We start from the raw sequence: 12,416 nt of genomic DNA, 5'->3' as shown, positions 1-12,416 counted from the left end.
GACGGGTCGACTGTACGACCACTCCTGCCCCGCCCGACACCGGGTGACGGACTGTCAGGGGCTCAGCTCTTGCCGAGCCGCTCCTTGAGCGCCTCGAGGACCACCGGCGGCACCAGGTGGGAGATGTCGCCGCCCCAGGTCGCGACCTCCTTGACCAGCGAGGAGGAGAGGAAGCTGTAGGTGGGGCTGGTCGGGATGAACAGCGTCTCGACGCCCGAGAGGCCGTTGTTCATCTGGGCCATCTGGAGTTCGTAGTCGAAGTCGCTGACCGCGCGCAGACCCTTGACGATGGCGGGGATGTCGCGCTGCTTGCAGTAGTCGACGAGCAGGCCGTGGTAGGCCTCGACCTGGACGTTGCCGTACTCGGCGGTGACCTCGCGGATCAGCTCGATCCGCTCTTCGACGGTGAACAGGCCCTTCTTCGCCTGATTGATCATCACCACGACGTGCACGACGTCGTAGAGCCTGGAAGCGCGGGCGATGATGTCGAGGTGTCCATTGGTGATGGGGTCGAATGACCCCGGACAGACGGCGCGGCGCAACTGTGGTCCCTCGCTCTCCGGTCCGGTCATCGTGCGTCTTCGCACGTAGAGGCGGCGCGACCGTACCAAAACGTCCCCTCGCCGTAACGACGGGCCCGGAGCGCTTCGAAACCGTCCGGCCACCCGAATTCGCCACCTCTGGTGCTGCGCTCCACGGTGACGAGCGCTTCGCCCGCGAGCCACCCCTGCGCCCGTAGTGTGAGCAGAATCTCGCGAAGATCGTCGTCCGAGACGACGTACGGGGGGTCGAGGAAGACCAGGTCGTACGGCGCTGTCGGCGCCGCCGTGTGGATGATCTGCTCCGCTTTGCCCGATCTGACCTCGGCGCCCGGGAGTCCCAGCGACTTCACGTTCTCCCGGATGACCTTGGCCGCTCGGGCGTCGGCCTCGACGAGCAGGGCGTGTCCGGCGCCGCGGCTGAGCGCCTCGAGGCCGACGGCGCCGGAACCGGCGTAGAGGTCGAGCACGCGCTCCCCCTGCAGCGGGCCGCCTATCAGGGACTGCCAGGTGGAGAAGAGTCCCTCGCGCGCCCGGTCGGAGGTGGGCCGGGTGCCGGTGCCCGGCGGGACGGCCAGACGGCGTCCGCCGGCCCGGCCGGCGATCACGCGGGTCATGAGGGTCCTTTGCGCTGGGGGTGTGTCGAGTCCAGTCTCTCAGTCCTCGTCGGCGGTGCGTGTTTCAGCCCCTGTCCTGGGTGCAATTTTCAGTCCCCCCGGACCGGGGTGCGCGATTCTGCGACGTGTCCGGGGGGCGTCTCAGTCCCCGGGCGGCGGCGCGTGTCCGCCCCCGTCCGGGGCGTGCCTTCCGTCGCGTCCAGTTGGCGGCTCTCAGCCCTTGTCCAGGTACTGCTCGCGTTCCTCGTCGAGGAGGGCGTCCAGGGCGGTGCGCAGGCCGGGGAGGCGCTCCAGGTCGGGGTCGGCGGCGACGACCGCGGCCGCCTCCTCGCGGGCCTCCGCGATGATCTCCTCGTCGTCGATGACGGCGAGCATGCGCAGCGAGGACCGGACGCCGGACTGGGCCTGGCCGAGGACGTCGCCCTCGCGGCGCTGTTCGAGGTCGATGCGGGAGAGCTCGAAGCCGTCGAGCGTGGATGCCACCGCGTTCAGCCGCTGGCGGGCCGCGCTCGCCTCCGGCATCTCGGTCACCAGAAGGCAGAGGCCCGCGGCCGAGCCCCGGCCGACGCGGCCGCGCAGCTGGTGGAGCTGGGACACGCCGAACCGGTCGGCGTCCATGATCACCATCGCCGTGGCATTCGGCACGTTCACCCCGACCTCGATGACGGTCGTCGCGACCAGGACGTCGGTCTCGCCCGCGGCGAAGCGGCGCATGACGGCGTCCTTGTCGTCGGGCTGCATGCGGCCGTGCAGGACTTCGACCTTGAGGCCCTGGAGGGGGCCCTTGGCGAGCTGGTCCGCGATGTCGAGGACGGCGAGCGGCGGGCGCTTCTCGGCCTCGTCCTCGGGGGACTTCTTCTTGGTCTTCTTCGGGTCGTCCTCCTCGTCTCCGATACGGGGACAGACGACATACGCCTGATGGCCTGTCTCCACTTCCTCGCGCACGCGCTCCCACGCGCGCGTGAGGAAGTGGGGCTTGTCCGCGGCCGGGACGACATGGCTGGCGATCGGCGAGCGGCCGGCGGGGAGCTGGTCGAGGACGGAGGTCTCCAGATCGCCGAAGACGGTCATCGCGACCGTGCGCGGGATGGGCGTGGCGGTCATCACCAGGAGGTGCGGGGGCTGCTTGCCCTTGCCGCGCAGGGCGTCGCGCTGCTCGACACCGAAGCGGTGCTGCTCGTCGACCACGACCAGGCCCAGGTCGTGGAACTGCACTTTGTCCTCGATCAGCGCATGCGTGCCGATGACGATCCCGGCCTCACCGGTGACGAGGTCGAGCAGCGCCTGCCGCCGGGCCGCCGCCCCCATGGATCCCGTGAGCAGCACGACCTTGATGGAGTGCTCGGCCCCGCCGAGCATGCCGCCCTCGGCGAGCTCCCCCATCATTTCCGTGATCGACCGGTGGTGCTGCTGGGCGAGCACTTCGGTGGGGGCGAGCATCGCGGCCTGCCCGCCCGCGTCGACGACGGTGAGCATGGCGCGCAGGGCGACCATCGTGTTGTGCGTCACCGTGAAGTGGTCTGTCACATAGGCATGATCGGGATGAGCCACACTGATGCACTGCACCGGCTTCCTGCCGACGTACTCCACGGCCCGGATCCCTCGCCGGAAGGTGTTGTATTTCGGGCGCGGTCGCACAGGCGCCGCTTTACGGGACAGCCTGAACGGCACATATGCATCAGGCAGTGCGACCGAGACGGTGTATGCCTCCTTCTTCGGCACTACCCGCGCCCGGCCGCCGAGGGACCGCACCAGCCAGGCAACATCTTCGGCCAACTGCTTGGAAGCAGAGCAGAACGACGCGTCGAGGCCACTGGGCTTGACTGTGCCATCGGTGTCCATGAGGCCCTGCAGAAGAGACAACCGATTCTTGATCGTCGTGTTCTTGAACACCAAGGGGACGAACTTGTCGTGCGACGTGACGCCCCAGAGCCCCAGCGAGCGAAGCGTACTGATCACCGGGTTCCTTCGCCCTCCGCCCTTGGGTCCTGCCAGACGGACGGTGTAGTCGCACTTGGATCCGGGCACGGGTACAAGCACGCAATCAGGGGCAACAGCGGCATCAACTGCCTCACGGATTTCATCGTCCACCGTTGACAACCGTAGGTTGTGCCGGAATGAGCCGTCGCCAAGAAGCAGACCGAAGAGATATGGATCAAGCGGTGGTTCGGCGTCACTCCAGAGGTCGACCGGCGTAGCCGACGGGACATACCACTTCGACGATCCGTTTGCCTTGTACGTATCCAGTCTGATCTGCCGTGTCGACATCACCTTGGGCGACTGCCCTCGGTCCCAAGCACAGCTGGTACCCACGATCCACAGGTGCTCGTCGTCACACTCGACTGAGCTGCCGTCGGACAACACGATTCGCCACACATCGCGCTCGCCCTGCGGGAAGACTCCGTCCACGGGCGCGAGTTCCCCAGTGGGAACGACGACGATGTCACCGACAGCGATCTCGCCCATGGGCCGGTATCCCGTCGGGGTCAGGACCAGGGAATCAAGGGGCTGAGCCTTGCCGGAACCGACCTCTCCCTGGAGCAGCCGGTGCATCGGGTGCTCGGTCGCGAGGTCGTCGAAGATCTCCTTGGAGACCTTCTGCTGCCCCTCGGTGAGGGTGAAGGGCAGCTTGGCGTCGAAGGCGGTGAGCAGACCGTCGGGCTTGGGTGTGCGGGCGACGGCGGGGAGTTGGGCGTCGGCATAGCGGCGGCGGGCCAGGGCGACTTGGAGGACGAAGGCCTCGTCCCACTTGAGGCGGGCGCGGGCGTCGTGGATATCCGCCTTGGTGTGCGGGCGGTGGATCTTCAGGAGGGCCTCGGGGAGGGCGACCAGGCCGCGGCCGTCCCGGAGGGAGTCCGGGAGGGGGTCGACGGCCTCCTGGGCGCTCGGCAGCACCGTCTGCACGGACTTGGCGATCTTCCAGGACTCCAGCTTGGCGGTGGCGGGGTAGATCGGGATGAGCGCGCCCGCCCAGGAGTCGACGGTCTCGGCGGCGTCGTCGCTGTCGCCGCGCAGCAGCTCGTACGCCGGATGGGCCAGCTGGAGGCGGTGGTTGAAGACGGAGACCTTGCCGGAGAACATCGCGCGCGTGCCGGGCAGGAGGTCCTTGTGGGGCTTGTGCACGCCGTTGCCGAAGAAGACCAGTTGCAGGCGGCCGCTGCCGTCCGTGATGGTCACTTCGAGACGCTGGCCCTTGCCGCGGGGGGCCCTGGGCGAGGCGAAGGTGAGCAGGCGTGCGTCGGCGACCTGGGCGACCACCGTCACATGCTCGTCCATGGGCAGGTCGGCCAGGTGGGTGAGCTGCCCGCGCTCCTCGTATCTGCGGGGATAGTGGTGCAGCAGGTCGCCGACGGTGTGCAGGCCGAGGTGCTCGGCCATCACCTTCGCGGTGGCGGGACCGAGCACCTTCTTCAGTGGTTCTTCGAGCACGGGCACGGGATCCATTGCACACCACACCACTGACAATGCCGTATACGTCCCGGAAATCCGCTGGTCAGGCGGGTGGTTCCGGGCCTAGGATGGCCCGCTCCGGCCCTCTTCGCGGTCACCGTCCGCCGGGACCGCCCGACCCCGCGCCGTCGCCCGTCCCCCACCCACCGGCGCAGCGACGATGGACTCCCAGACTTCACAGCCATCACAGGCATCCCAGTCACCTCATACGTTCCAGGTCGACCTGCGCGGTTTGGTGGACCTGCTCTCCCATCATCTCTACTCCAGTCCCAAGGTCTATCTGCGCGAGTTGCTGCAGAACGCCGTGGACGCGATCACCGCGCGGCGGGCCGAGCAGCCGGACGCCCCGGCCACCGTGCGTCTGTACGCCGAGGGCGGCGCCCTGAGGGTGGAGGACTCCGGTGTGGGACTCACCGAGGCCGACGTGCACAACCTGCTCGCGACCATCGGCCGCAGCTCCAAGCGGAACGACGGTCTGGAGTCGGCGCGTTCGGACTTCCTCGGCCAGTTCGGCATCGGGTTGCTGGCGTGTTTCGTCGTCGCGGAGCGCATCCGCGTCGTCAGCCGCAGCGCGCGGACGCCCGACGCCGCGCCCGTGGAGTGGACGGCGGCCGACGACGGCTCGTACACCGTGCGCAGGCTGCCGCACGAGGCGCGTGCCGAGCCGGGCACCACGGTGCACCTGCTCGCGCGCGCCGGGGCCGGCGAGTGGCTGAGCGAGGAGCGGGTGCGGTCGCTGGCGCGGGACTTCGGGTCGCTGCTGCCGTACGACGTGCGGGTCGGTGACGAGGTGATCGCGGACCTTCCGGCGCCCTGGGACCGCGTCTACCCGAGCCCCGCCACACGAAGGGTGGCCCTGGCCCGGCACTGCCACGACCTGTTCGGGTTCACTCCGCTGGACTCGATCGACCTGGACGTGCCGCTCGCCGGGATCCGCGGCGTGGCGTACGTCCTGCCGTCCGCGGTCAGCCCCGCCCAGCGTGCAGGCCATCGCGTGCACCTGAAGGGCATGCTGCTCACCGAGCGGGCCGAACAGCTGCTGCCCGACTGGGCGTTCTTCGTGCGCTGCGTCCTGGACACGGACAGTCTGCGGCCCACCGCGTCACGGGAGTCGCTGTACGAGGACGAGACACTCGCGGCCGTACGGGAGGCGCTGGGCGAAAGGATTCGCTCCTGGCTGACCGGGCTCGCGGCGGGCGATCCGGAGCGGCTGGCCGCCTTCCTGTCCGTGCACTACCTGGGTGTGAAGTCCCTTGCGCGGCACGACAAGGAGATGCTGCGCACGATGCTGCCGTGGCTGCCCTTCGAGACGACCGACGGGCGGCTGTCCCTGGAGGAGTTCGCGCAGCGGCACCCGGTGGTGCACTTCACGCTGACCGTGGAGGAGTACCGGCAGGTCGCGCCGATCGCCTCCGCACAGGGCATCGGGGTGATCAACGGCGGCTACACCTACGACAGCGAGCTGATCGAGGCGCTGCCGTCCGTGCGCCCGGGGACGGCCGTCTCGGAACTCGACGCCGACACCGTGACGGCTCACCTGGACGCCGTCGACCCGGCCGAGGAGCTGGCCCTGTCGGCCTTCCTGGCGGCAGCGCGGGCCAGACTCGACCCTCTGGGCTGCGATGTGGCCCTGCGCGCCTTCCACCCGCTGTCGGTCCCGGCGCTGCACCTGGACGACCGGGCTGCCCGCCACGAGCAGGCCCGCGCGGAGGCCGAGGAGCAGGCCGACGACCTGTGGGCGGGCATCCTCGGCTCGCTGCGCGGCAGCGCCCCACGCGCGCGCCTGGTGCTCAACCACCTCAACCCGCTGATCCGAAGGATCAGTTCACTGAACGACCCGGAGCTCATGGGCACCGCCACCGAGTCCCTCTACGGGCAGGCCCTGCTGATGGCCCAGCGCCCGCTGCGGCCCGCGGACTCCGCGCTCCTCAACCGCGCGTTCATCGGCCTCCTGGAGTGGGCCACCCACACCGACCCCGGGAAGGACGACCGCCGATGAGCCGGGCCATGGACTTCGACACGCTGCGCCAGGCGATGGCGGACAACTACGAGCAGCCGGAGGGACCCGCCCGCAACGCGCGCGCGGAGCAGTTGCTCGTCGAGGCCGAGAAGCTGGACATCCCGCTCGCCGTGATCGAGGCGCTCGGACACCAGTTGAAGGTCTACAACTACAGCTCCGAGAAGGACAAGATGTTCGTCCCCTTCGCGCGCCTGCTGCGCATGTGGGACGAGCGCCCCGAGGACTTCGACGAGTACGAGATCCACTCCCTGTACTGGGTCTTCAAGTGGATGTCCGCCGGAATGCTCGACCAGCCGCATATCCCGCTCGCGTCCATAGAGAAGTGGCTCGGCGAGATGGAGCACCGCTACCGGCTGGCCGGACACTCCGAACGGGCCGTGCGCGGGGCCGAGTTCAGCGTCGCCGCCCACCTGGGCGACCTGGAGCGCGCCGAGCGGGCGTACGCCGCCTGGCTGGCCGCCGACCGGGACACCATGGCCGACTGCCACGCGTGCGAGCTGCACAGCCAAGGCTGGTGGCGGGCGGAGCGCGCCTCAGACGCGGAGGCGCTGGAGCTGTGGCGGCCGGTCCTGGAGGGCGAGTACACCTGCGCCCACGAGCCGCACACCGTCCTCGCCTCCTCCCTGCTCCCCCTGCTGCGCCTGGGCCGCGTCGACGAGGCGCGCGCCCATCATCTGCGGGGCTTCCGGCTGGTGCGCGCCATGGAGAGCATGCGCGGCGCGTACGCGGACCACGTGGAGTTCTGCGCACTCTCGGGCAACGAGGCGCGCGCCCTGGAGCTGCTCGCGGAGCGGCCGGCGTACTTCACGGACTCCGGGGACCCCCGCAGCAAGCTGGACTTCATGGCGGTGGTGGCCCTCCTGATGGACCGCCTGACGTCACTCGGGCTCGGCGATCAGACGGTGCCCGGTCCTGCCGGGCGTGCCTGGACCGCGGGTGAACTCGCCGTCCACGCGCGCGGGGAGGCACTTTCACTGGCCGCGCGCTTCGACGCGCGCAACGGCACGTCGTACGTCAGTGAGCGCGCCCGCGCGCGGATGGATCAGCCGCCGCTCGTGGACCGGCTGCCGCTCGGGGTGCGCTCCGCGCGGCCCGCACGTACCCCCGTACCCGCTCCCCCTACGAGCCCCGTCGCGCAACCGGCCGCCGAACCGGACCTGTCCACGCTGCTCGCCGAGGCCCGGCGGCTCTCCTCCCTCCGGAGCCCGGACGCCGTCGAGGCATGGGCCGCGGTCTCGCGCGCCGCCGAGGGACACGAGCCGGCGGTCCGCGACCGCGCGGAGATCGCCGACCACGAGGCGATGGGCCGCGGTCCGGACGGCATCGAACTCTTCCATCGCGCGGCCGAGTTGTACGCCGAGGCGGGCGACCCCGGCGAGGCACTCGCGGCCCGCTCCCGCGCCGCGTACGTCCACGCCCTGACCGGCGGGACCGAGGAGGCCCTGGCGACCGCCGCAGACCTGCGTGAGAGGGCGCTCGCCCTGTTCGCGGAAGGTGGGACCGGGGTGTCTCAGACGGCGTCCGTGCTGGTGGGGCGCGCGCGGATACTCATGCACCAGGTGGATGAAGCTGGGCGTGAGGCGGAGGCGGACTCGGGGGCGACGGGCGCGACGGGCGCGACGGAGAGCATCTCGACGGAAAGCAGCTCAGCGGAGGGCGGCTCCGTGCGGGCCGGTGGCGGTTTGGTGGCCGCTGCCGAGGGGGCCGCGCGGGAGTTGTTGGCGCTTGCCGTGCCGCATGCCGGGGACGACGTGGCGGTGGCCTCGCGGGCGGCGGAGGCGCAGGCGATGCTCGGGGAGCTCGCGGCGCGTGCCGGGGCGGCCGAGGCGGCCGCCGAGCTGCTCTCGCGCGCCGTGGAGACGTTCGTGGCGGCCGGGCTGCCGTGGTTCGCCGTCGAGTACGACTCCCGGCTCGCCGGGATCGCGCTGCACCTCGGCGACACGGAGGGCGCGGAACGGGCGGCGCGCGCGGCGCTGGACCACGGAGGGGCGTATCTGGAGCCCACGGGCCAGGCCCAGCTGCACCTGCAGCTCGCCGAGATCCTCAGCACCTCCGGGCAGTTCCGGCCGGCCGCGGAGCACGCCCTGGAGGCCGCGCACTGGGCCGATGAGGCGGGCGAGGCCGCCACGCTCGGTGCCTGGGCCCGGCACCAGCTCGGCGGTTTCCTGCTCCGCCAGGGACGGTGGGCGGAGGCCGCCGAGGTGCTGGAGTCGGCGCTACCCGATCTGACCACCGAGGTGCACGGCGATGGTGCGATCGTGCAGACGCGGTGGTGGCTCGGCGACTGTCTCACCGAGCTCGGTGAACACCGCGAGGCCGCCGAGCACTGGCTGCGGGCCGCGGACATCGCCCGGCACTGGCCCGAACAGCGCGACCACGCGATGCTCGCGCATCTCGCCGCCGAGGCCCTCGGGCACGCCGGGCTGACCGCCCAGGCGGACCAGGCGTACGCCCGTGCCGGCGAACTCTGGCGCGCCCTGGGCAACGTCCACGGGCTGGTCCGGTCGCTGCGGGCGCGTGCGTGGGCCGCGGCCCGTACGGGTGCGGGGCTCGACGGGGCGCGGGAGTTGATGTGGGCGGGGGTGCGGGAGTGCGAGGCGGCGCTCGGGGGCGCGTCCGGCGCCGCGGGCTCACGGTCCGGTTCGCCGTCCGACTCACGGTCCGGTTCGCCGTCCGACTCACGGTCTGGTTCGCCGTCCGACTCGCGGTCCGGTTCACGGTCCAGTTCGCCGTCCGGCTCTGACTCGCCGTCCAGCTCGACCTCGGACTCGCCGTCCGGCTCGGTGTCTGGCTCTCCGTCCAGCTCGCCTGAGGGCGAGGACGCGCGGCGTCGCCTCGTAGCCGAACTCGGCCACACTTATCGCCAGTTCGGCGACCTTGTGGCCCGTTCCGTGCCCGACGACGCGGAGGAGGCATCCGCCCGGGTCGCGTTCGAGGAGGCCCTCGCCCACATCACCCAGGCGATCTCCGTTTTCGCCTCTCTCGGGGACGATGCTCTCGATGCGCGGACCGGCGCCGAACTCGCCGCCGGGTGGCTGGAGGCCGACCTTCAGCGGCCCGCCCCGGCCTGTGCACGCGCGCGTGCGGTGCTTTCCGCTTACGCGGGGGTGGAGGGGGAGACCGCGGAGTCGAGGCGGGCCGAGGCGGAGAACATGCTGGGGCTGGTGGGGGCGCGGGCGGAGGGGTGACCTGGGGCCGGTTGGGGTGGGTTTTTCGCCCCCTCCGCCCCTACCCATTCCCGTCCCTTGGGGGCTCCGCCCCCAAACCCCCGCTCCTCAAACGCCGGAGGGGCTGAATCTTTCCCCGGCCGGGGCTGAAAACTTGTAGCCCGTCCGGCGTTTGAGGACGAGCGCGAAGCGCGATACGGGGGGTCTGGGGGGGCGGAGCCCCCCAGGTACGGGACGGGTAGGGGCGGAGGGGGCGAAAAACCCACCCCACCTGCACCCGCACTCCACACCCCCGGACTACTCCACCCCGATCAACAGCAACGCCCCCTGCCGCCCACCCCGATACACCACCGTGTCCACCGCCAAGTACGACTCCCGTACCCGGGATTCGAGACGCGCGGCGATGGCGTCGGGGGCGTCGTCGCCGAGGACGAGGGTGACCATTTCGCCGCCGGCGGCGAGCATGCGGTCGAGGACGGTTTCGGCGGTGGCGGTGATGTCGGAGCCGATGACGGCGACGTCGCCGTCGATGAGCCCGAGGACGTCACCGGCCTGGCAGATCCCGGCCATGGTCCAGGACTGCCGCTCGGCAACGGCGACCTCGGCGTAGCGAGTGGCGCCGGCCGCCGAGGTCATGGCGACGACGTCCTCGTCGAAACGGCGCTCCGGCTCGTGCACGGCGAGCGCGGCGATGCCCTGCACGGCGGACCGGGTGGGGATCAGCGCGACCCGGACACCCTCGGCACGCGCCTGCTCGGCAGCCGCGGCCGCCGTATGGCGCAGGTCCGCGTCATTCGGCAGGAGCACCACCTCGCGCGCGTGGGCCCGCCGTACGGCCTCGACAAGCTCCCCGCTGGCGGGCGGCTCCCCGGGCCGGGCGAGCACGGTGGTCGCCCCGGCTTCCGTATACAGCCCGTCCAGACCCTCGCCGGGCACGACGGCCACGACGGCGCGCTGTGCCCGCTCCCTGGGCTGCCGCCCGGCCGCGCCCGCGGTGTGGACGTCTCCGAGCCCGAAATGCGTGATCCTGATCCGGTACGGCCGTCCGGCCTCGACGCCCGCCTCCACGGCGGCGCCCGCGTCGTCCACGTGCACATGGACGTTCCACAGCCCGTCTCCGCCGACCACGACGAGCGAGTCACCCAGGCTGTCGAGTCGGTCCCGCAACCGGGCCACGGCGGCATCCTCCGCCTCCAGCAGATAGATCACCTCGAAGGCGGGCCCGCCCTCGTCCGGCCCCCCGTCCGCGCACAGCTCCGGATGCACTCCCCCGGCATCGACGGCCCCGGGCACAGCCTCCGCCACGCGCGCGTGGACGTCAACGGGAGCCACGAACGCCCCCGGCGCCTCCCCCGTGAACGTCTCCACCAGCGCCGCCAGCACCGCCACCAGCCCTCGTCCGCCCGCGTCGACCACGCCGGCGCGCTCCAGGACGGCCAGCTGTCCGGGGGTCGCGGCGAGGGCCGTTCGCGCTCCCTCGTACGCCGCGCGCGCGACGGTGCCGCAGTCGCCCTCGGCGCCGGTGGCCGCGTCGGCGGCGGCCGAGGCGACCGTGAGGACCGTGCCCTCTACGGGGTGGGCGACGGCTTGGCGCGCGGCGTCCGCGGCCTGCCTCAAGGCGAGCCGCAGGCCCTGACCGTCGGTGTGAGCGGTCTCACTGTCGGTGGCGAGCACCTGCGCTATGCCGCGCAGCAGCTGCGCGAGGATGGTCCCGGAGTTGCCGCGGGCTCCTATCAGGGCCCCGTGCGCCATCGCCCGCACGGCGTCGGCAAGGGTGGGCCGCCCGGCCCCAGCGGGCGCGGTGCCATGGCCCGCAGTCTCCACCGTCTCGTGTCCTGTGGCGGCCGCCGTGTCGTGGCCCGCGGCGGCCACCGTCTCGTGTCCCGTAGCGGCTACCGAGTCGTGGCCAACGGTCCCCACCGAGTCGTCGCCCGCGGTGGCCACCGCTTCGTCGCCCGCGGCGGCCACCGTCTCGTACCCCGCGAAAACCGCCTCCACCGCCGCGACAGCCGACTCCACCGTCAGATAGAGATTCGTCCCGGTGTCGCCGTCGGCCACCGGGTAGACATTGATCGCGTCGATCTCCTCGCGCGACCGCCCCAGCGCCTCCAGCGCGAGCCCGCACCAGGTGCGCACCGCGAGAGCATCCAATGTCTGCGGCACCTGCGGCACCTGCGCCTCCTTGAGCTGCTGGATGTGGACGCAGCGTAGACCCAGGACGGGTTACTGGCGGTAGGGGGCCCTGAGGAGGCCGGGGCGAAGCCCGGGGCAGCCATGGTAGTTTCGTTCTCCGGACGCAGTCGTTGTATGCTGCTCCAGTTGCCCGATCCGATCGGGCCTTCCCCCTGGCACCGCCACTCAGATCCTAGATCCTGATCCCGGCATGCCGGGATCAACCGTAAGTGCATCTGAAGTCTTTGGAGTGACCCGTGGCTGCCAACTGCGACGTCTGCGGCAAGGGGCCGGGCTTCGGCAACAACATCTCGCACTCGCACCGCCGTACGTCCCGTCGCTGGAACCCCAACATCCAGCGCGTCCGTACCGTGGTCGGCGGGACGCCGAAGCGCGTGAACGCTTGCACCTCGTGCATCAAGGCCGGCAAGGTCTCGCGCTGACAACCGCT

Annotated in this window: 6 protein-coding genes and 1 pseudogene; 3 read left to right on the top strand and 4 right to left on the bottom strand. The window is 71.3% G+C overall.

Annotated elements, in window-relative coordinates; translation table 11 throughout:
* Nucleotides 1–62 precede the first annotated feature (62 nt).
* The 3 genes and pseudogenes from coaD to ACFY0T_RS26945 form a co-directional block, all read right to left on the bottom strand.
* Nucleotides 63–542, bottom strand: a complete 480-nt coding sequence (gene coaD, locus ACFY0T_RS26955) for a pantetheine-phosphate adenylyltransferase (RefSeq protein ID WP_388875968.1) — start codon at nucleotides 540–542, stop codon at nucleotides 63–65.
* A gap of 26 nt (nucleotides 543–568) precedes the next feature.
* A pseudogene (gene rsmD / locus ACFY0T_RS26950) lies at nucleotides 569–1,162 on the bottom strand (16S rRNA (guanine(966)-N(2))-methyltransferase RsmD); the annotation flags it as partial.
* Nucleotides 1,163–1,369: 207 nt separating this feature from the next.
* Nucleotides 1,370–4,600: a helicase-related protein gene (locus tag ACFY0T_RS26945; protein ID WP_388875536.1), complete on the bottom strand. Its 3,231-nt coding sequence runs from the start codon at nucleotides 4,598–4,600 to the stop codon at nucleotides 1,370–1,372.
* A 166-nt stretch (nucleotides 4,601–4,766) separates the two neighbouring features.
* On the opposite strand from ACFY0T_RS26945, the gene ACFY0T_RS26940 reads away from it, so the two are divergent.
* Both ACFY0T_RS26940 and ACFY0T_RS26935 read left to right on the top strand, forming a co-directional pair.
* A complete protein-coding gene (locus tag ACFY0T_RS26940; protein WP_388875532.1) occupies nucleotides 4,767–6,605 on the top strand; it encodes an HSP90 family protein in 1,839 nt (612 codons plus the stop codon).
* Nucleotides 6,602–9,814, top strand: coding sequence for a tetratricopeptide repeat protein (locus tag ACFY0T_RS26935; protein ID WP_388875529.1), 3,213 nt, complete (start codon nucleotides 6,602–6,604; stop codon nucleotides 9,812–9,814). The genes ACFY0T_RS26940 and ACFY0T_RS26935 overlap by 4 nt, the downstream gene beginning before the upstream one ends.
* Before the next feature lie 276 nt (nucleotides 9,815–10,090).
* On the opposite strand, the gene ACFY0T_RS26930 is transcribed toward ACFY0T_RS26935, so the two are convergent.
* Nucleotides 10,091–11,965 (bottom strand): DAK2 domain-containing protein, encoded by a 1,875-nt coding sequence (locus ACFY0T_RS26930; protein ID WP_388875527.1) that lies wholly within the window; start codon nucleotides 11,963–11,965, stop codon nucleotides 10,091–10,093.
* A gap of 257 nt (nucleotides 11,966–12,222) precedes the next feature.
* Between ACFY0T_RS26930 and rpmB the strand changes: the two genes are divergently transcribed.
* The gene (gene rpmB, locus ACFY0T_RS26925) at nucleotides 12,223–12,408 is read left to right on the top strand and encodes a 50S ribosomal protein L28 (RefSeq protein ID WP_003993230.1); all 186 of its coding nucleotides are present in this window, start codon (nucleotides 12,223–12,225) and stop codon (nucleotides 12,406–12,408) included.
* The last annotated feature ends 8 nt before the right edge of the window (nucleotides 12,409–12,416 follow it).

Origin of the sequence: Streptomyces sp. NPDC001530 (assembly GCF_042894545.1) — a bacterium.
Classification (GTDB): domain Bacteria; phylum Actinomycetota; class Actinomycetes; order Streptomycetales; family Streptomycetaceae; genus Streptomyces.
The sequence above is the reverse complement of the archived record's forward strand: the minus strand, read 5'-3'. Positions and strand labels throughout refer to the sequence as shown.

What these genes read in the sequence shown, in the direction of transcription:
- ACFY0T_RS26940 (WP_388875532.1), top strand. Translation starts at nt 4,767, where the DNA reads ATGGACTCCCAGACTTCACAGCCATCACAGGCATCCCAGTCACCTCAT.
- ACFY0T_RS26935 (WP_388875529.1), top strand. Translation starts at nt 6,602, where the DNA reads ATGAGCCGGGCCATGGACTTCGACACGCTGCGCCAGGCGATGGCGGAC.
- ACFY0T_RS26945 (WP_388875536.1), bottom strand. Translation starts at nt 4,600, where the DNA reads ATGGATCCCGTGCCCGTGCTCGAAGAACCACTGAAGAAGGTGCTCGGT.